General features: G+C 57.9%; 17 protein-coding genes and 2 tRNA genes. 7 read left to right on the forward strand and 12 right to left on the reverse strand.

All coding sequences use genetic code 11. The annotated features are described in order from the left end of the window. Window positions 1-82: 82 nt before the first annotated feature. The 9 genes from GVN17_RS05520 to GVN17_RS05560 form a co-directional block, all read right to left on the reverse strand. On the reverse strand, window positions 83-664 hold the full coding sequence (locus GVN17_RS05520; RefSeq protein ID WP_166594211.1) for a cytochrome b: 582 nt from the start codon (window positions 662-664) through the stop codon (window positions 83-85). 59 nt (window positions 665-723) lie between these two features. After that, window positions 724-1,215, reverse strand: a complete 492-nt coding sequence (locus GVN17_RS05525) for a hypothetical protein (RefSeq protein WP_166594212.1) — start codon at window positions 1,213-1,215, stop codon at window positions 724-726. A 66-nt stretch (window positions 1,216-1,281) separates the two neighbouring features. Then, window positions 1,282-1,941, reverse strand: coding sequence for a hypothetical protein (locus GVN17_RS05530; RefSeq protein WP_166594213.1), 660 nt, complete (start codon window positions 1,939-1,941; stop codon window positions 1,282-1,284). Between the two features lie 99 nt (window positions 1,942-2,040). Beyond that, window positions 2,041-2,108: transfer RNA gene (locus GVN17_RS05535), tRNA-OTHER, on the reverse strand. A 342-nt stretch (window positions 2,109-2,450) separates the two neighbouring features. Then, window positions 2,451-3,806, reverse strand: a complete 1,356-nt coding sequence (locus GVN17_RS05540) for a hypothetical protein (protein WP_166594214.1) — start codon at window positions 3,804-3,806, stop codon at window positions 2,451-2,453. Window positions 3,807-4,488: 682 nt separating this feature from the next. Next, a tRNA-Phe gene (locus GVN17_RS05545) sits at window positions 4,489-4,564 on the reverse strand. Window positions 4,565-4,666: 102 nt separating this feature from the next. Beyond that, window positions 4,667-4,939, reverse strand: coding sequence for an oxidative damage protection protein (locus GVN17_RS05550; protein WP_166594215.1), 273 nt, complete (start codon window positions 4,937-4,939; stop codon window positions 4,667-4,669). Further along, window positions 4,936-6,003: an A/G-specific adenine glycosylase gene (gene mutY, locus GVN17_RS05555; protein ID WP_166594216.1), complete on the reverse strand. Its 1,068-nt coding sequence runs from the start codon at window positions 6,001-6,003 to the stop codon at window positions 4,936-4,938. Before mutY ends, GVN17_RS05550 begins: the two co-directional genes overlap by 4 nt. Before the next feature lie 178 nt (window positions 6,004-6,181). Further along, window positions 6,182-8,416, reverse strand: a complete 2,235-nt coding sequence (locus GVN17_RS05560) for an AsmA family protein (RefSeq protein WP_166594217.1) — start codon at window positions 8,414-8,416, stop codon at window positions 6,182-6,184. A 392-nt stretch (window positions 8,417-8,808) separates the two neighbouring features. Here GVN17_RS05560 and GVN17_RS05565 point away from each other — a divergent pair, with 392 nt between their 5' ends. The 7 genes from GVN17_RS05565 to GVN17_RS05595 all read left to right on the forward strand — a co-directional run bounded on the left by GVN17_RS05565 (window position 8,809) and on the right by GVN17_RS05595 (window position 15,005). Next, window positions 8,809-10,470 carry an OFA family MFS transporter gene (locus tag GVN17_RS05565; RefSeq protein ID WP_166594218.1) on the forward strand — a complete coding sequence of 554 codons (1,662 nt, stop codon included), beginning with the start codon at window positions 8,809-8,811 and terminating at the stop codon, window positions 10,468-10,470. A 291-nt stretch (window positions 10,471-10,761) separates the two neighbouring features. After that, window positions 10,762-11,355, forward strand: a complete 594-nt coding sequence (gene hisB, locus GVN17_RS05570; protein WP_062379429.1) for an imidazoleglycerol-phosphate dehydratase HisB — start codon at window positions 10,762-10,764, stop codon at window positions 11,353-11,355. Next, the gene (gene hisH / locus GVN17_RS05575) at window positions 11,355-11,993 is read left to right on the forward strand and encodes an imidazole glycerol phosphate synthase subunit HisH (RefSeq protein ID WP_166594219.1); all 639 of its coding nucleotides are present in this window, start codon (window positions 11,355-11,357) and stop codon (window positions 11,991-11,993) included. The genes hisB and hisH overlap by 1 nt, the downstream gene beginning before the upstream one ends. After that, the gene (locus GVN17_RS05580) at window positions 11,993-12,250 is read left to right on the forward strand and encodes a DUF2164 domain-containing protein (RefSeq protein WP_166594220.1); all 258 of its coding nucleotides are present in this window, start codon (window positions 11,993-11,995) and stop codon (window positions 12,248-12,250) included. Before hisH ends, GVN17_RS05580 begins: the two co-directional genes overlap by 1 nt. Before the next feature lie 102 nt (window positions 12,251-12,352). Then, entirely contained in the window at window positions 12,353-13,102 is a 750-nt protein-coding gene (hisA, locus tag GVN17_RS05585; protein ID WP_166594221.1) for a 1-(5-phosphoribosyl)-5-[(5-phosphoribosylamino)methylideneamino]imidazole-4-carboxamide isomerase, read from the forward strand. Between the two features lie 87 nt (window positions 13,103-13,189). Further along, complete coding sequence (gene hisF, locus GVN17_RS05590; protein ID WP_166594222.1) at window positions 13,190-13,960, forward strand: imidazole glycerol phosphate synthase subunit HisF; 771 nt, start codon at window positions 13,190-13,192, stop codon at window positions 13,958-13,960. A 289-nt stretch (window positions 13,961-14,249) separates the two neighbouring features. Further along, complete coding sequence (locus GVN17_RS05595; RefSeq protein WP_166594223.1) at window positions 14,250-15,005, forward strand: ABC transporter substrate-binding protein; 756 nt, start codon at window positions 14,250-14,252, stop codon at window positions 15,003-15,005. 148 nt (window positions 15,006-15,153) lie between these two features. Here the strand turns inward: GVN17_RS05595 and GVN17_RS05600 are convergent, their stop codons facing one another. From GVN17_RS05600 to GVN17_RS05610, 3 genes are read right to left on the reverse strand one after another with little or no spacing between them, the layout of a single operon-like run. After that, on the reverse strand, window positions 15,154-15,954 hold the full coding sequence (locus GVN17_RS05600) for a divergent polysaccharide deacetylase family protein (protein WP_166594224.1): 801 nt from the start codon (window positions 15,952-15,954) through the stop codon (window positions 15,154-15,156). Window position 15,955: 1 nt separating this feature from the next. Continuing rightward, on the reverse strand, window positions 15,956-17,287 hold the full coding sequence (locus tag GVN17_RS05605; RefSeq protein ID WP_166594225.1) for a S41 family peptidase: 1,332 nt from the start codon (window positions 17,285-17,287) through the stop codon (window positions 15,956-15,958). 30 nt (window positions 17,288-17,317) lie between these two features. After that, a complete protein-coding gene (locus tag GVN17_RS05610) occupies window positions 17,318-18,631 on the reverse strand; it encodes a murein hydrolase activator EnvC (protein ID WP_166594226.1) in 1,314 nt (437 codons plus the stop codon). Window positions 18,632-18,708 lie beyond the last annotated feature (77 nt).

Below are 18,708 nucleotides of genomic sequence, written 5' to 3' on the forward strand. Positions count from 1 at the left end.
GCTTTTTAACGTACGCTTCAGGGCATTATTCAGGTGCTGTTTATCGAGCAGCGATGAAGCGGCTTGGCAAGTGTTAAGCTTTTTATCGGTCGAGGCTCATCCTCCCCAACACCGACTTCCCCCGCATCTGATGCAGCACGACCGCCGTCAGATGCAACGCCACCAACCCCGCCAAAATCGCGCACAAGACGTGATGCAACTCGTGCAGTTCCAGCAACGCGATCTTTGAGTGAATAAGCTGTGGCAGCGTTACAACCGCCATGAGCGTGACCGGGTGGCTCATCATCAGCACGCCGGTGATCAGCGCGCCCGAAACGGCTGCGTAGATCGCCATGTGTGCCAACAAGACCAAGCGTTCGTGCGCTGAGGTGCGCGTGTAAGGGTGATCAGCCTTGATAGCTAGCCACAGACGCCAGGCGAAGAACGGGATGAACAGACTGGTGATCTGCGGATTGAACGATTCGACCCATTGGCGGAACGGATCATTCGTGTCCAGCAGCGCGACGCCGAAGCCACTGAATGTTGCCCAGAGAATGACAGCGGCGGACAGCCAGTGCAGGAAAATTCGGGGCTTGGTGTAAGGAGTTGCTTCTACCGCTGTCAGCACAGAAGAACGGGAGTGAGGGTGTTTCAAAACGGCAGCCTTATTGAGAAGAAGTTGCATTCTCGTGGAGGCGCGACGCTACCGTCTTGATCGGTGTCATGCAAATAAAAGCGCGTGTGTCAGCGGCGACCCGCGTCTCGCGAGTTCTTCATGGTCAAGATGTCCGACGCCTGGTTGTAGGCATCCTGGAAGGTATCGCTGCCCAGCCATTCAACAGTCACGTCTTCTTCTTCATCATGAAAGATGCCGCGATAGACGATCAGCAACGCCATGAGGAAGTCAGTGGCCGGATCTTCCTCTTCCTCCGCAATCACCAATTCCAGCACCGGGTATTGCAGGAACACAACGCACATCGCCAGCAGGCTGATCGACTCGGCGGCTTTCATGGCCTGGAACAGGTCATCGTAGTCGGCAGGCTCGAAGCCGTTTTCCATGATGTCCTTGAAGTCGAACGTGCTCAGGTCAATCGTCACATCATCGAATGGCTCGTTGACGATCGCGTGGTTCAGCACCGGATGAACCGGGCTCGGCTTACCTTTGCCCGAACGGTTCTGCTTGGCCTTGGCTTTGGCCCGTTGGGCGCGTTTTTGCTGTTTGTCTGGGGAGGCCATGGAGGCGATTTCCTTTATGCGGTACAGCCATTTTCATGGCCCGGAATGAGCGGGCGCACATTGTATTCAGTCTTGGCCGGCTTCGTCCTGTTTGCTGCCGCCTGTCGTGTATTGCTCAATGAGCGTCTGTTCTTCGATTTCGCTGTAGACATTGCACAATGCCTCGCGGAATTCATCGCTGTTGATGCGCGTGCGGACGGTTTCCTCATTCAGGCCGTGCGCCCACTGAAGATAGCTGCCGATAGTGCCTAGCAGGATGTCGTCGTACTTGTCGAAGTCGATGTTGTACAACGCGTGTGCAGCGACTGGGCCTCGTGCGAACGCAAGCAGGAGGGCGTGCAGGCCGTCCTGTTCAGCCAGCTTGAGCGCTTCGAAATGGTCTCGACGTTGTTTTTTAGTGGGCTCAGGTGCTGGGGTTTCGAAGACATCCAAAAGCAGCAACTCCTCCTCGGTGATTGTTACTTCCGAATCGTCTCTGAGCAGCGCGGCCATGGCTTCTCGCTCTTCGTCATCCATGCTCGCCAGAAGCTCAGGGTCAACGTAGGCCTCCAGAAGAACATCGTCGTCGATGTCTTCCTCGTAATATTCCTCAGGGAGGAGGTCGGGCATGAAATAGTCCGGAACGATTGGATCAGCCGCCTGAGGACTATGGCGTGCGACACGACCTTGTTTGGCTTTGTCCTTGGCGCGCTTGGCGCGTTTCTGCTGCTTTTGAGCGGATGGCACGATGGTTCTCCTTCGCTTGGCGTCAGGGTTGCCATGTTAGTAAATCGCACCCAATAAAAAACCCCTGAATCTTTCGATGCATGGGTTTTTCGGTATTGGTGGTGCCCCGAGACGGAATCGAACCGCCGACTCTTTGCATTGACATCCAAGTTCAATAAGCACGGGGCTTTCCGCCGAGTTAAGGTATTGCCTGTGTACTGAGTATGCGTACATAGGCTCTGGCGAGCACTCGAAAATGTGCTGCCGCATTCCCTAAGGCGGTTGGTGTTTCAGCGGTGCGTACGCCTGAAGCTAAATTTGCGTCCCCTCTCGGCGGTCAGCTGTCCGCCTCATTAGATTCTTTGGCGCCTATTCCGCAATTGTTTAACTTGCGTGCAGGGAGGTGTTATCGGAGCAGAATGATCAAGGCTAATGGTACTCGTAAATTGTATTCATCATAATTTATGGCGAGTAGCATCACGATTGCGCATGCTGCTCTGGTAAAATCTCGCATGGGTATGTAATGAAAATTAGGTCCTTATTAGGGAGGTTGCTTGCTGCTCAAGCATGGCAGACATTTGCCTTAACTGATCTCGTTGTGATGATACCTCGTTGCTCAGCCAGTCGTCCCAGTAAATTTCATGTGAGTACCCCGCAATAGCGAGTAATATGTATTCTAGCCAGAGGTGTACATGATCATTAGCAAGTGAGAGCGCCCCGGGGGCAAGTCTCATTACCTCGCGCCCGTGCGCGAGTTCATTACGTATCCAGTAGAGCGACTTCCCGCCTGTGTTGTCGAACAAAGGCCATAGGTCTAAGATGTGTGGGGTGTAGAGTTGCAGCATTGCGTCTGCTTTGCCTCTAAGCTTTAGTTTTCCTGCATCTAGAGGCGCCCATCTTTTCACTAACCCTTCGAACGCTGAAAATCTAGCAATATAGCTTGATTCTATCGTGGAGTCGGTTGAGGGGTTTATCGAAAAGATAGCCAGTCTTATTGCATCTTTCTTAATTGAATCTAAGCTGCTCCACCATTTCGACATGTGGATGAAATAATCTTCGATATTTTGCGGTGCTATCAAGGGGCCTGAGGCTTCCTCTTCAGTGGTAGCGCGTTGCCGTTGCAAAGGATTAGGCCAGTAGTTTGTAGTATTGCTGCGCCCTGATCTGGTGATAGTGTAAGGAAAAACACGGTGCCGAGCCGCCAATGTGAGAAGTAGACAAGTATCATCGGCTAGCTTTAGGAGTTCTTCGGATGTTAGGTCGGAGTGCCGCTCCGCCGCATTGCATAGTGACAGCACTGTATAGCTTGTAGCTGTGATCTTAGAGCGACTTGTCTTAGACCATTCCCAGTAGCGCTGTAAGCTCCATTCACAACTAACTTCATCAGAAATCTCCCTCATTGATAGCAGTTTTGGAGGTTCTAACTCCTCAATGGTCCTATTGCCTTGGGGCGTGAAAGTATCGAATACTTTTGAGATGCCGTAATTTATAGCGCTCAATTTAACAATCACCGAGTCTAACATGTCCGGGCTATTAGATTTTTTATCTTTTTTTGAGCGGAATTTTTCGATGGTCCAGCTGCTGATGTGGAGGAATTTTAACCTAGTCCCACCAGTCCTCCTTTTCTGGGCTATTGAACGACTGCTCCTGATGTACGCCCCTTTGGCCTCAAAATGTAAGCCTGCTGCATCAACCGCCTCTTCGCTAATTAGCGAAACGAGTCCTTGAAGCTCTTTAGAGTTACCCAGTTCACCTATTACAATAACCTCAATGCTTGCGTCTGACGCCGTTTCTTTAGGCAGCCAAAGTCGAATGTCGCATAGATATCTTTCGCCTTTCGTAGTGCACAGATATCCGTCAAATTCGTAATCAGGTACTTCGATCATTGCTGACGTCCTTTGTCGTGACGGTTATGGGGGGGCGAAGCTTTAGCTTTCTTGTTATATCTGGAGCAGAATAATTTTACAACTCATGATTTAGGTACTTTACGGGCTTAGCTATCTTCACCAGCCCATTCATGTTTTCATACCGCTAGCCTTCGCGGAGTATCATGTGTTTGTAAGTGTGACCTGGTTTTCCGCAAGAGCCAGACGCGATGCTCCTTTGTCCCTCACGTCAGTGGCATTCTTGGCTAGCTCGCTGAGGCGCAATACCGCTGCTGAGAACTTTATTCACATAACGGTTGCAATCTTTATTTCTAGTTTGAGCGGAGTTTCATTACCGCTTCAATCGAAACAGACTCAGAACGCAGTAAGCCGGTGGGTGGCCGTCAACCACATATGAACCTAGGTGCGCATAGCTTGAAGTATTCCTACGCATGCAGGAGCGTTGATCCCATCGCGGACCAGATTCACTGTGCGTGCTTAAGAGTGCCCTCAGAGCAGAAAAGTGGGCGATTTCCCCGTGGGGGAGTCGTGAGCGCACGAAGTCGGGGCACTGATGGCCCGATCATAATACGGCTGTGAGATGCCATGTTTACCGCCCTTGTGTACCAGTTAGGCGGGCTAGGTTTTTGCGGCACAAACAAAAAACCCCTGAATCCTTGCGGAATCAGGGGCTTAGATGTTTTGGTGCCCAGAGACGGAATCGAACCGCCGACACGGGGATTTTCAATCCCCTGCTCTACCGACTGAGCTATCTGGGCAACGGGGCGCATTAGACGTGTTTTTCAGGAGGTCGTCAAGCGTGTTGTCGAAAAAAATTTGAATTATTTCCTCCGCTTACGACGAACACCGTCTGCAAAGGGTTATTCGGACGGTGGAACGTAGCCTTCGGCCTTGGCGTACTCTTCGCCCGAGAGGTACTTGTCCATCTCGGTCTGGAGGAATTTGCGGTCTTCGGCGTTCATCATGTTCAAACGACGCTCGTTGATGAGCAGGGTCTGGTGTTTCTGCCAGTCGGCCCAGGCTTTCTGTGAGACGTGGTTGTAGATGTCCTCGCCTTTGGCACCGGGGTACGGGGGGCGCTCAAGGCCTGGCAGTTCTTCTTTGTATTTGCGGCACATTACGGTGCGGGTCATGACGACTCTCCTGCATTCAAAACGTCGGCTGCATGTTTCAGCAGCTTTTTCACCGGGGCGGCGAGGCCCAGGCGCGGCGGGGTGGCGAGGTTATACCAGAGCCAGTCGTCCTCGGCCACGTGATGGGCAGACTCCTCGACCCGGACCAGCCAGGGTTCGATGGTCAACTGAAAGTGACTGAAGGTGTGGACCAGTCCGGGCAGAGCCTGATGTTCGCCCATCTCCAGCGAATGTTGATCGGCCAGATGCTGCATGTCCTCGACCGCGTCCAGTTCCGGCAGGCTCCAGAGCCCTCCCCACAACCCGGTCGAGGGACGGCGATAGAGCAGAATCTCGCCTTCGCGGTTGGCGAAAATAGGCATCAAGGTGCGTTTCTGCGGAACGGTCTTACGCGGTTTGGGGATCGGGTACCGCGTTTCCTGTCCGAGCATGTGCGCTTCGCACCCGCGCTCCAGCGGGCAGAGCAGGCAGCTGGGTTTGCTGCGGGTGCAGAGGGTCGCGCCGAGATCCATCATCGCCTGAGTGTAGTGGTTGACGCGGCTATGGGGCGTGAAGCGCTCTGCGGTCGTCCACATCTGTTTGGCGACCTTGGGTTCGCCCGGATAGCCTTCCTGCGCCGTAAAGCGCGCCAGAACGCGTTTGACGTTGCCGTCGAGGATCGGCGCGCGCAGGCCCATGCTGATGCTGGCGATCGCGCCTGCGGTGGACAAACCGATGCCCGGCAGTTCGGTGAGCTGTTCAACGTCGCGGGGGAATTCGCCGCCATGCTGAGCGACGACGATTTTGGCGGCCTTCTGCAGATTGCGGGCGCGGGTGTAATAACCGAGTCCGGTCCACAGGTGCAGCACTTCGTCTTCCGGCGCGTCGGCCAAGGCCTGAACGGTGGGCAGCGCTTCCATGAACCGGTCGAAATAGCCGAGCACGGTACTGACTTGGGTCTGTTGCAGCATGATTTCCGACACCCAGACGCGGTAGGGGGTGATGTCGTGTTGCCAGGGAAGGTCGTGGCGGCCGTGACGGTCGTACCAGTCGAGGACGGCGGAGGAGAACTGCTCGGGTTGCATCGTGGTTCCGAATTGTCAGAGAGGACGTGTCTATGTGTAGGAGCCCTGAACTCTATGGGAGCGAATTCATTTGCGAGAGGGCAGTACATTCGACACATTTCTATCGTCTGTACCACCGCATCGTCGGGATGCCGCCCAGAACGAATTCGCTCCTACAGGGAAAAGCGGGGCTGCCAATTTACCGCTTGAACAATCCCTTGATGGCATCCTTGAGCTCGGGACTGACCTTGTCCCCCAGCTTTTCATCGATCTTGTCGCCGATCCGGTCTGTCGCCAGTTTGGCGGCGACTCTGCCCAGGCCATCGTTATCGAGGCGGCAGGCCTTGGCGCCCAGTTCCAGCGGACCCCGGCAGAGGATTGGCCATTCGATGCCGACAAAGCGCGGGTTCACTTCGCAGGCCGGGTCCGGCATGTCGCTCTTATCGCCTTCGATGATCACACCGACGCGGTAGTTCATGCCCAGCACGCGCAGGTCGATGTCGCCGTCGCCGTTGACCGTCAGGCCCGGCGTGCGGACTTTCAGGTCCGGGTTGCTGGCCACGCCGTTGCGGAACACCAGATTGCCGTTGAGCTGCTGGAACGGGGTGTCCTTGCCGCGCGGATCGCCGCTCAGCGTTTTGCGGTTCAGCACCGAAATTCCGCGACACAGCTGTTGCTCAAGGTTGGCGTTGACCAGCACACCGTCGTTCAGTGCGAAATTGGCCGTGCCGTTAAGGCTTTCGACCAGCGCTTTCTGGCTGTTGCCTTTGGCGGTGACGTCGCTGTTCAGCGTCAGCAAGCCACGCAGCGGCGGCGTGGTGCCTTGACTCTGGATGAAACGCTCGACCGGTACGCGGGCGATACGTGTCTGCACGCTGGCCAGCGGCACTTCCGGACGCACATCCAGATTGCCTTTGACCTCGAAATTGCCGTTGTAGAGATCGCCGCGCAGGCTGTCGAGCTTGACCACGCCGTCGAGTGCCGAGGTTTTCAACGCTGCATTTTGAATCGCCAGTTTCTCAACCGTCAGCTTGCCGAAGCTCAGGTCCGCATCGACGTCGAGCGTGCGCATGCGTTCAAGCGGCAGCAGTCGCGCATCGCTCCAGGCGCCTTGAGTTGGCTGGTTTGGCAGTGGCGACGTACCGGAAGCGACCAAGGCGTCAGCTTCGCCACTCTGGACTTCGGACTTGCGCGCAGCGCCGGCAGCCTTGGCCTGATCGCTTTGCGGCGGACGATAGCGGTCGGCGTCGAAGGTGTCGGCCTTGAGTTGCAGGCGCAGGGCTTGTTTGGCGAAATCGTCTACCGCGACGTGGCCGGTGAAGGTGCTGTCGTCAACCTTCAAGGTCAGATCATCCAGCGAAACGCTGGTCTGCGTCGCGGCGATGCGGCTGACCATTTCCAGCCGCGTCAGGCTATTTTCACCCAGTGTGGGCGCGGTCTGGCCGACGCTGTCGAGGAATTCGCGCAGGTTGAATTGAGCGATGGAAATGCCGCCGCTCAGCTGGGGCGCCTTGTCCAGGTCGCGCACGTGCAGTTCGCCGAGCGCTCGCAATTGGTTGGCCGACAGTTTGAGGTTGGTCCATTCGGCAACGTTGGCCGACATGTCAGCCAGCAGTTGGCCTTGAGCGGAGAACGTCAGCGTCTTGCCCTGCAACGGATCGCCCGCCGCTTCGCCCGAGAAACGCATGTCGTCGAGCTGGTAGCGCTTGAGGGCGCGGTCGAAACGGACTTTGCCGGTCAATTCGGTCTTGGTGCGCAAGACGGGCTGATTGGTGCTCAGGAACGCGGTCAGCTTGACCGGAATGTCGGTCGCATTGTGAATCGGGCCAGTGCTCAGTTGGATGCTCTCGGCGGTGAATTGCCGGGCCTTCTGCATGTCATTGAAATCGATGCGGGCGTTGTTCACGGTCAGGCTGTCGATGTCCAGCTTGAGCGGTTGCCAGGTTTTTTCCGACTGTGCGGGTGCCTGGGCGGGTTCGCTGGAAGGCTGGGTGGCCGCCGGGGGCTGAGCAGGATTCGCGGCCTTTGCAGGGGCCTTGCCAATGTCTTCCCAGTTGCCATGCCCGCTTTCGTCGCGGGTCAGCATCAGGTTCAGGCCTTCGACGCGCACGTCGCTCATCTGCACTTCCTTGCGCAGCAGCGGCAGCACGCGCACGGAAAGGCCGAGCATTTGCAGGTCGGCGAACGGTTTGGTCGGCTCGGTCAGCGTCGCGATGCTGGCGTCGTGCAGTTCAAGGCCAAGCCACGGGAAGAGGCTCCAGCCGATATCGCCATTGAGGGTCAGTTCGACATGGGCCCGGTCGCGAACCAGTTTACGAATCTCGTCTTTGTAATCGTTGGGATCAAACAGATGGGTCAAGGCAAAGCCGAGAGCCACGATGATCAGCAACAGCCCGAGAATGAAAAGTCCCAGGATTTTGCCGAACGCTTTCATGGGCGAGTCCTTGTAATCGAATCGTTCAAAATTTAGCCCGCGAGTATAGCGTTCTCACGCAGGTGCCGGGCTGCGATCGGCCTTGCACGCTACCCGGACAAATGTAAGCAGCACTGGGACAGCAAGAAGTCGTGCCCATTCGGGGACATTCTTCACAGTGTGCACGTCGCGTTCGCGCAGTGACAGACGGCATAAAAAAGGTAATAGCAGAATGCTTTATCTGATGCAGCAAATGTTAATCTCAGCGCGTTCGTGGCACATGCTGCGTCGAATTGCCACGTACTGAGACTTTCCACTTCTAAAACCCCCAATGCTTGCGTGCGTTAAGAGGGGTGGTGGAACGATGTCGCTGTTCTTGCGTGGCATAACTACAAAATAGGGGCAAAAAAATAATGACTACGAGTACTGCTCTGGGTGGCGTTGCCGCTCAGCCTGCGTTCTTGTCCAAAGAGCGCATTATCGCCAAGCGTGGCTTCAACCGTTGGCTGGTTCCGCCAGCTGCATTGGCCATTCACCTGTGTATCGGCATGGCATACGGGTTCTCCGTATTCTGGTTGCCGCTGTCCAAAGCCATCGGGATCAAGACCGCCGTGGCCTGCCCGGCAGACATGGGCTTCTTTCAGCAAATTTTCTCGTCCGCCTGTGACTGGCCGATCTCGATGCTCGGCTGGATCTACACCCTGTTCTTCATCTTCCTGGGCTGCTCGGCCGCCATCTGGGGTGGCTGGCTGGAGCACGCAGGTCCACGCAAGGCAGGTGTCGTTTCGGCCCTGTGCTGGTGTGGCGGTCTGTTGATCTCGGCGCTGGGTGTCTACACCCACCAGATCTGGCTGATGTGGATCGGTTCGGGTGTGATCGGCGGTATCGGTCTGGGCCTGGGCTACATTTCGCCGGTTTCAACGCTGATCAAGTGGTTCCCGGACAAACGCGGCATGGCCACCGGCATGGCGATCATGGGTTTCGGCGGCGGCGCGATGGTGGGTGCTCCACTGGCGACCGCGCTGATGAGCCACTTCGCGACGCCTGACAGTGTCGGCGTATGGCAAAGCTTCGTGGCCATGGCGGTGATTTACTTCATCTTCATGATCGGCGGTGCACTGTCCTATCGCGTCCCGCCAACCGGCTGGAAACCTGAAGGCTGGACCGCGCCAGCGAAGAAAACCAACAGCGCGATGATCACCAACCGTCACGTGCACGTCAGCGTGGCGTGGAAAACCCCGCAATTCCGTCTGGTATGGCTGGTGCTGTGCCTGAACGTTTCGGCGGGCATCGGCATCCTCGGCATGGCCTCGCCACTGCTGCAGGAAGTGTTCGGCGGCAAGCTGCTGGGCACCGATCAAGGCTTCTCGCAACTGGACGCTTCGCAACTGGCGGCCATCGCGGCCATCGCGGCGGGCTTCACCGGTCTGCTGAGCCTGTTCAACATCGGCGGTCGCTTCTTCTGGGCCTCGTTCTCCGACTACATCGGCCGTAAAGCCACCTACTTCGTGTTCTTCGCGCTGGGCTTCCTGCTTTACGCGTCGGTTCCGACCCTGGGTCACCTGGGCAGTGTTGCGCTGTTCGTGGCAGCGTTCTGCGTCGTGCTGTCGATGTACGGCGGCGGCTTTGCGACCGTTCCTGCTTACCTGGCCGACCTGTTCGGTACGCAAATGGTGGGTGCGATCCACGGTCGTCTGCTGACGGCCTGGGCTGCTGCTGGCGTGCTGGGGCCGGTGTTGGTGAACTACCTGCGTGAATATCAACTGAGCCACGGCGTTGCACGTGCCGATGCTTATGACATCACCCTGTACATCCTCGCCGGTCTGCTGGTGCTGGGTTTCATCTGCAACATGCTCGTGCGTCCGGTGGCCGACAAGTACTTCATGACTGAAGAAGAACTGAAGGCCGAGCAGGCGATTGGTCACGATGCAGGCGCCGACCACACCACTTCGCTGGAGTGGAAAGCGGACGCAGGCACCAAGCCTCTGGCGATTCTGGCCTGGCTGGCAGTCGGCATTCCGCTGGCGTGGGGCGTGTGGATCACCTTGCAGAAGACGGCGGTGTTGTTTCACTAAGCGTCTGTCGGGGTCAGCCTTGGGCCTCCCAGGCTGGCACCGAACCGGTCCGATTGTCATCAGGCTGGGGCTGTAACTGTAGGAGTGAGCTTGCTCGCGATAGCGTTCTGATAGTCGACAATGTTGTTGAGGACAAGAGTTCTATCGCGAGCAAGCTCACTCCTACAGGTAATTTGTACAGACATGTCTATCTGCGTCATCCCGTCTACCATCACACGTCTCGTGTTTCTGTTTCCCCGCCACACGCCTATAATGTCCGCCTTTTCGCCCAATGATTTTGCGGAGCTGGTGATGGCCGAACGTAAGGCGTTCGTCGAGCGCGACACCCTGGAAACACAGATCAAAGCCTCGATCAACCTGGATGGCACCGGAAAGGCCCGATTCGATATCGGCGTTCCTTTTCTTGAACACATGCTCGACCAGATCGCCCGTCACGGGTTGATCGATCTGGATATCGAAAGCAAGGGCGACCTGCATATCGACGACCACCACACCGTGGAAGACGTTGGTATCACCCTGGGTCAGGCCTTCAGCAAAGCCATTGGCGACAAAAAAGGCATCCGTCGCTACGGCCACGCCTATGTCCCGCTGGACGAAGCGCTGTCGCGCGTGGTCATCGACTTCTCGGGTCGTCCCGGCCTTCAGATGCACGTGCCGTACACCCGCGCAACGGTCGGCGGCTTCGACGTGGACCTGTTCCAGGAGTTCTTCCAGGGCTTCGTCAACCACGCCAACGTCACTCTGCACATCGACAACCTGCGTGGCCACAACACCCACCACCAGATCGAAACCGTGTTCAAGGCGTTCGGTCGCGCGCTGCGCATGGCTGTTGAGCTGGACGACCGTATGGCCGGGCAAATGCCTTCGACCAAGGGCGTGCTGTAATGCAGACCGTTGCTGTTATCGACTATGGCATGGGCAATCTGCACTCGGTGGCCAAGGCCCTCGAACACGTCGGCGCAGGCCGTGTGTTGATCACTAGCGACGCCGACGTCATTCGCGAAGCTGACCGCATCGTGTTCCCCGGTGTGGGCGCAATTCGCGACTGCATGGCTGAAATCCGTCGTCTGGGGTTCGACGCACTGGTGCGTGAAGTCAGCCAGGATCGTCCGTTTCTCGGCATCTGCGTCGGCATGCAGGCGTTGATGGATCGCAGTGAAGAGAACGACGGCGTGGACTGCATTGGCGTGTTCCCCGGCCAGGTGCGTTTCTTCGGCAAAGACCTTCACGAAGACGGCCAACACCTGAAAGTCCCGCACATGGGCTGGAACGAAGTCGCGCAGTCGGTGGATCACCCGCTGTGGCACAGCATTCCGGATATGGCGCGGTTTTATTTCGTGCACAGCTATTACATCGAGTCGCCGAACCCTCGGCAGATCGTCGGTCGCGGTCATTACGGTCACGACTTCGCTGCTGCGCTGGCAGACGGTTCGCGCTTCGCCGTGCAGTTCCACCCGGAGAAAAGCCACACCCATGGCCTGCAATTGCTGCAGAACTTCGCCGCGTGGGACGGTCGCTGGTAATGAGCAAAAAGAACAAGCCGCCGATCCTGACCCTCACTTCCGAGCAGGAGAGTGAGGCCTGTCACACGATCAAGCGGTTCATGGAAGACCGTTTCGAACTGGACCTGGGTTCGTTCGAAGCGGCTGAAATCCTTGAATTGTTCACCCGCGAAATTGCGCCGCACTATTACAACCGAGCGATCTTCGATGCTCAGACGCTGTTAAAAGAGCGCTTCGAGAGCCTTGAAAGCGACATTTGGTCGCTCGAAAAAAATTAAAGGCAGTGACAAGCGTCAAGCTTCAAGCTGCAAGACTGATTTATGCGCGCCTGATTGCGGCTAATAGCTCGCAACTCGCAGCGCTTTGACGAGGAAAAGCAGATGCTGATCATTCCCGCTATCGACCTCAAGGACGGCGCTTGTGTGCGCCTGCGCCAAGGCCGCATGGAAGATTCAACGGTGTTCTCCGATGACCCTGTCAGCATGGCTGCCAAGTGGGTCGACGGTGGCTGCCGCCGTCTGCATCTGGTCGACCTGAATGGCGCGTTCGAAGGCCAGCCGGTCAACGGCGAAGTAGTCACGGCCATCGCCAAGCGCTACCCGAACCTGCCGATCCAGATCGGCGGCGGTATTCGTTCGCTGGAAACCATCGAGCATTACGTCAAAGCGGGCGTGAGCTACGTGATCATCGGCACCAAGGCCGTTAAAGAGCCTGAATTCGTCGCCGAGGCTTGCCGCGCGTTTCCTGGCAAGGTCATCGTCGGTCTGGATGCCAAAGACGGCTTCGTCGCCACTGACGGCTGGGCTGAAGTCAGCACGGTGCAGGTGATCGACCTGGCCAAGCGTTTCGAAGCGGACGGCGTCTCGGCCATCGTTTATACCGACATCGCCAAAGACGGCATGATGCAGGGCTGCAACGTGCCGTTTACCGCAGCGTTGGCTGCGGCCACGAAAATCCCGGTCATCGCATCAGGCGGCATTCACAACCTGGGCGACATCAAGGCGCTGCTGGATGCGAAGGCGCCGGGCATCATCGGCGCCATCACAGGCCGCGCGATTTATGAGGGGACTCTGGATGTCGCAGAGGCTCAGGCATTGTGTGATGGCTACGCGGCCAGCTCCAAGTTGTAAGCGGCAAGCTGCAAGTTAGAAGCGTGACGCGATCTGCTCTTTCTTGCAGCTTGAAGCTTGAAGCTTCTTAATCGGAGATTAAGTCTTATGGCGTTAGCCAAGCGCATCATCCCTTGCCTGGACGTCGACAACGGTCGCGTGGTCAAGGGCGTGAAGTTCGAGAACATCCGCGACGCCGGTGACCCGGTGGAAATCGCTCGTCGTTACGATGAGCAGGGCGCCGACGAGATCACCTTTCTCGACATCACCGCCAGCGTCGATGGCCGCGACACCACACTGCATACCGTCGAGCGCATGGCCAGCCAAGTGTTTATCCCACTGACCGTCGGCGGCGGCGTGCGCACTGTGATGGACATTCGCAACCTGCTCAATGCCGGGGCTGACAAGGTCTCGATTAACACGGCGGCGGTGTTCAACCCTGAGTTCGTCGGCGAGGCTGCTGCGCGGTTCGGTTCGCAATGCATCGTGGTGGCGATCGACGCCAAGAAGGTGTCCGGTCCGGGTGAAACACCGCGCTGGGAAATCTTCACCCACGGCGGTCGCAAGCCGACCGGTCTGGACGCGGTCGAGTGGGCCAAGAAGATGGAAGGCCTGGGCGCTGGTGAAATTCTGCTGACCAGCATGGATCAGGACGGCATGAAAAACGGCTTCGATCTTGGCGTAACCCGCGCGATCAGCGATGCGCTGGGTATTCCGGTGATTGCGTCGGGTGGCGTGGGAAACCTTCAACACCTGGCTGATGGCGTGCTGGAAGGTCATGCCAGCGCGGTGCTGGCGGCGAGTATTTTTCACTTCGGCGAATACACCGTGCCCGAAGCCAAGGCGTTCATGGCGAAGCAAGGCATCGTCGTTCGCTGATTGCCCTCACGCTGAATGCACGCCCCAACCTGTGGGAGCGAATTCATTCGCGAAGCGATGGTACATCCGATGAAGATCCATCGGATGTAAGGGCTAATCGTCGGACTGCCGTCCAGAATGAATTCGCTCCCACCCGGTTTGGTGCGCCGTTAGGCGGTCATTGCCCACTCTCGGCCCCAGACGCTTCAAGCCACTTCTGTTCTGAAAGCGACCATCGCCCTCACTGAACTGGACAATGCCTATCGTTAACGGCACTCTCATGCCGTCGTCAGGATCGGGTGCCAGGGATATGTTCAAAGGTGTTTTTCTTGCGCTGATCAGCGCTGCGACGTTGCTCTCAGGCGTCGCTCGGGCAGACGATGCGCCGGCCTATTCGATGGTGCTCCTCACCGAGAATTTCCCGCCCTACAACATGGCCATCGACGGAAAAAACTTCGCCCAGGAAAGCAATATCAAGGGCATTGCCGTCGAGATCGTTCGCGAAACCTTCAAGCGTGCCGGTATCGGCTACAGCATGACCCTGCGTTTCCCATGGGACCGCATCTACAAACTGGCATTGGAAAAACCGGGCTACGGCGTGTTCGTGACCGCGCGTTTGCCTGAGCGCGAGACGTTGTTCAAGTGGGTCGGCCCGATCGGCCCGGACGACTGGATCATGCTGGCGAAGGCCGACAGCCCGCTTCAACTGAATTCCCTCGAAGATGCCAGGCAATACCGAATCGGCGCCTATAAAGGTGACGCCATTGCCGAAGAGTTGGGGCGTCAGGGCATGAACCCGATCACCGTGCTCAGCGACAAGGACAACGCTCGAAAGCTGGTCGAAGGGCAGATTGATTTGTGGGCGACAGGTGATCCGGCGGGGCGGTACCTGGCGCGTCAGGAAGGTGTGACAGGCCTGAAAACCGTGCTGCGCTTTAACAGCGCCGAATTGTTCCTGGCGCTGAACAAGGACACGCCGGACGAGGTGGTCAACAAGCTACAGACCGCGCTGGATCAACTGCGCAAAGAAGGGACAGTGGACAGCATTCTCGGGAAATACCTCTGACGCAACGCCACAATCCTCGCCTGAATGCGGCTCAACCTGTGGGAGCGAATTCATTCGCGAAAGGCCCTTACATTCGATAAATCTTCGTCGGACGTACCGCTGCCTCGCGAATGAATTCGCTCCCACAGGAAATCGCACTCCGCTCGATCTACCGATAAACCCCATTCTTCCCGTGCCCGCCCATGGCCTGATTGCCACGAATGCTGATCATATGGCGCAGTTCCACCCATTCGATGCCTTGGGCCTTGAGCTTGGGCAGTTCCCGCTCCAGCACGTCCATGGTCACCGGGTAGGGATGGCCGATCATGATTGCCGAGCCTTGCTTGTGCGCCAGTTTGATCGCGGTCTGTAGCTGCCCGTAGATCGCTTCGCTGGTGCGGGTGTCGTCGAGGAATACGTCCCGCGACACGCTCGCCAAACCAATCTTTTGTGCCTCAGCAGCGGCTACGGTCTTGGCGCTGGTGCGGCTGTCGACCAGAAACAGATGACGCCGCTGCAACTCGCCCACCAGCCAGGCCATGGCCACGGGCTCTGCGGTCATGCGGCTGCCTTCGTGGTTGTTGATGCCTGCGGCATACGGTACTTTCAGCAGCGCCGCGTTAAGGCGGGCTTCAAGCTCGGGCAGCGGCAGGTCGGGATGCCACGCGTACGGCCCGGTGGCAGGGTCCATCGGCATGTGCAGCATCACCGTTCGACCCGCCTTGTGGGCCTGACGCGCAAAATCCGTTGCATGCGGGGTGTCCGGCATGATCGCAACCGTCACGGGGCCGGGGAGGGCCAGCGCACGGCTGTCCTTCTCGGGGCTTTGTCCGAGATCGTCGATGATCAAGCTGAGGTAGGCGACCTTCGCTGGTTTGGCGTCGGTGCCGGAGGATTCGGCGGGTGCCGCACATGCAACACCCGTCACCACTGCAAGGGCCCAGACGAGCCCGGTCAACCAGAAGCGCATATCAATTGCCGCGTGTGACACTCAATCCCTTGAGCAGACTGAGGGCCTGGTTCATCTGGTAATCGTCGTCCTGCGGACGCGACTTGCCAGCCTTGGATTTGGTGGTCGGTTTGTCCGCGCCGCCATTGCCGTTGCCCAGGTGGCCGAGCAGGTCGGCCTCTTTGTAGTTCTCGCCATCGGCTTCGGTCGTGACCTTGGCGCGTTTGACTTCGATGTCCGGGTTGATGCCCTGGGCCTGAATCGAGCGGCCATTGGGCGTGAAATACAGCGCCGTGGTCAGCTTGAGCGCGCGGTCGTTGGCCAGTGGCAACACGGTTTGCACCGAGCCTTTGCCGAAGGTGTCCGTGCCCATCAGGATGCCGCGTTTCTGGTCTTGCAAGGCACCGGCGACGATTTCCGATGCCGAGGCGCTGCCGCCGTTGATCAGTACCACCAGTGGCGCGCCTTCGCTGGCGTCGGCCGGGTCTGCGGAGAAGCGCAGTTCGGAGTTGGCGATACGGCCCTTGGTGTAGACAATCAGCCCTTTGGTCAGGAAATGGTCCGCCACTTCGACCGCCGCCTGCAGCACGCCGCCCGGGTTGTTGCGCAGGTCGAGGATCAGGCCGTTCATCTTCTTGCCGTTGTCCTTGCGCAGCTTGGCCAGCGCCTTGCCGACCTCTTCGCCGGTCTTGACCTGGAACTGGGTGATGCGGATATAGCCATAACCCGGCTCCAGCATCTGCGATTTCACGCTCTTGACCTGAATGGTCGCGCGGGCGAGCGTCACGTCGAACGGGTTGCCGCCGTCGCGCACCAGCGTCAGGGTGATTTTCTCGCCCAGCTTGCCGCGCATCTTGTCGACGGCTTCCTGCATGGTCTGGCCTTGGGTCGGCGCGCCGTTGATCTTGACGATCAGGTCGCCTGCCTCGATGCCAGCCTTGGAAGCGGGTGTGTCGTCGATGGGCGAAACGACTTTGATGAAGCCGTCCTCGACGCCCACTTCGATGCCCAGACCGCCGAACTCCCCGCTGGTGCTTTCTTGCAGCTCCTGGAAATCTTCCGGGCCGAGGTAGGCAGAGTGCGGGTCGAGGTTGCTGAGCATGCCTTTGATGGCGTTTTCCAGCAGGGTCTTGTCATCTACAGGCTCGACATAAGCGGCTTTGATCCGGTCCATGACCTCGGCGAAGGTCCGCAGCTCGTCGAGCGGCAGTGGCGCCTTGATGTTCGCGGCGTTGGCGGGCGCGGCAGCAGCAGGCGCAGCAGCCGGTGCGGCACCTGCGGCCAATGCATGCGGAGCGCCGATAGCCACGGCGATAGTCAGGGCCAGCGAGGTGAGGCGGGACGAAAACAGCATGTCTTACGAACTCCTGAGTGAGGTGTCGACTTATCCTTGAGTGCGACACCATTGGGCCGGATCACTAGGGCGACCCTGCTGACGAATAGCGAAATACAGCGCCGGAGTGTCCTGACCACCACCACTGTTGCCTACAGTGGCGATCGCTTCCCCGGCTTTTACAACGTCCCCAGCTTCCTTCAACAGGCTCTGGTTGTGACCGTACAGACTCAAATAGCCGTTGCCGTGATCGAGAATGACCAGAAGGCCAGCCCCGCGCAACCAGTCGGCGAAGACCACGCGACCCCCATGCACAGCGCGTACCTGACTGCCTGCGGCAGCGCTGATCATCACGCCGTCCCACTTGGTTCGCTCGTCATCGCCGCGGGTTTCACCGAAACGCGCCAACAATCGACCATCGACAGGCCAAGGAAGTTTTCCTTTTGCTTGTTCAAAAGGCCCACCGTAGGACTGACCCGCGCTGGAAACCATCGCGCCGGGGGCTTTCACCGGCTTGCGAGGCGGCTCATCGCTTTCATCTTTGCTACGGTTTTTGGCCAGTGCTTCCTGCTGCTCACGCTGACGCTTCTCGGCTTCCTGCTGGGCCAAGAGCGCTTTCTGACGCGCCTCTTCGGCTTCACGCGCCTGACGGGCGAGGGTTTCTTCGATGGTCTTCAGGACTTTAGTCAGGTCTGCCTGATCCTGCTGGCGAGCCTGTAGCTTTTGATCGCGGGCCTTGTAGTCCTGATTCAGCTTGGCCAGTGCAACCTGGCGCTCCTGGCGAACGGTGTCGAGCTGAGACTTCTGGTCATCCAGCGAGCTTTTCTGCACCAGCAACTGGGCCTGTTGCAGGTCGATGTCTTTCTGGACCTCGGCCAGTTGGCGCAGCGTTTCGTTGAAGGCGTGCAGTTGTTTGAGTCGGGCCTGACTCACGTAATCGTAATAGGTGAGCGTGCGGGCGAATTTTTCGGGGTTCTGCTGGTTGAGCAGCAGTTTGAGGTATTCCTGACGGCCACTTTGATAAGCGGCGCGGGCTTGAATCGCGATCAGTCGTTGCTGTTCAACGCGTGCGCTTTGGAGTTTTTTTTTCTCTTCATCGAGCCGTTGGAGCTCGGCTTCGCTCTTTTTTAGTTCTTTTTGCAGGGCCTCCACCTGCTTTTCCAGCTGACCCATTTGGGTTTCGGTTGTGCGGAGGTCTTTTTGTACGCCGGATTTCTCGTCCTGGATTTGACTCAGGGTCTTCTTCAGCTCAGCAATGTCCTGACGCGTGGCATCCAGCTGTTTTTGGGTTTGTGCGCGGTCATCGTCGGCAAAGGCCGGAGTGAGCAAGCACATCAAAGCAAGGACGATCAGGGCGCGGAGCATGGAGTTGGGCGATACCAGGAGTGAAGACGGGCTTAGTATGCCCGCCGAAGGCTGCAAAAAAAACGCTCATCGGGCGC

The organism is Pseudomonas sp. SLFW, assembly GCF_009905615.1.
GTDB lineage: Bacteria > Pseudomonadota > Gammaproteobacteria > Pseudomonadales > Pseudomonadaceae > Aquipseudomonas > Aquipseudomonas bambusae.

Coding starts and splice junctions, on each gene's coding strand:
- GVN17_RS05520 (WP_166594211.1), bottom strand. CDS start 664: ATGCAACTTCTTCTCAATAAGGCTGCCGTTTTGAAACACCCTCACTCC.
- GVN17_RS05525 (WP_166594212.1), bottom strand. CDS start 1,215: ATGGCCTCCCCAGACAAACAGCAAAAACGCGCCCAACGGGCCAAAGCC.
- GVN17_RS05540 (WP_166594214.1), bottom strand. CDS start 3,806: ATGATCGAAGTACCTGATTACGAATTTGACGGATATCTGTGCACTACG.
- GVN17_RS05550 (WP_166594215.1), bottom strand. CDS start 4,939: ATGACCCGCACCGTAATGTGCCGCAAATACAAAGAAGAACTGCCAGGC.
- mutY (WP_166594216.1), bottom strand. CDS start 6,003: ATGCAACCCGAGCAGTTCTCCTCCGCCGTCCTCGACTGGTACGACCGT.
- GVN17_RS05560 (WP_166594217.1), bottom strand. CDS start 8,416: ATGAAAGCGTTCGGCAAAATCCTGGGACTTTTCATTCTCGGGCTGTTG.
- GVN17_RS05565 (WP_166594218.1), top strand. CDS start 8,809: ATGACTACGAGTACTGCTCTGGGTGGCGTTGCCGCTCAGCCTGCGTTC.
- hisB (WP_062379429.1), top strand. CDS start 10,762: ATGGCCGAACGTAAGGCGTTCGTCGAGCGCGACACCCTGGAAACACAG.
- hisH (WP_166594219.1), top strand. CDS start 11,355: ATGCAGACCGTTGCTGTTATCGACTATGGCATGGGCAATCTGCACTCG.
- GVN17_RS05580 (WP_166594220.1), top strand. CDS start 11,993: ATGAGCAAAAAGAACAAGCCGCCGATCCTGACCCTCACTTCCGAGCAG.
- hisA (WP_166594221.1), top strand. CDS start 12,353: ATGCTGATCATTCCCGCTATCGACCTCAAGGACGGCGCTTGTGTGCGC.
- hisF (WP_166594222.1), top strand. CDS start 13,190: ATGGCGTTAGCCAAGCGCATCATCCCTTGCCTGGACGTCGACAACGGT.
- GVN17_RS05595 (WP_166594223.1), top strand. CDS start 14,250: ATGTTCAAAGGTGTTTTTCTTGCGCTGATCAGCGCTGCGACGTTGCTC.
- GVN17_RS05600 (WP_166594224.1), bottom strand. CDS start 15,954: ATGCGCTTCTGGTTGACCGGGCTCGTCTGGGCCCTTGCAGTGGTGACG.
- GVN17_RS05605 (WP_166594225.1), bottom strand. CDS start 17,287: ATGCTGTTTTCGTCCCGCCTCACCTCGCTGGCCCTGACTATCGCCGTG.
- GVN17_RS05610 (WP_166594226.1), bottom strand. CDS start 18,631: ATGCTCCGCGCCCTGATCGTCCTTGCTTTGATGTGCTTGCTCACTCCG.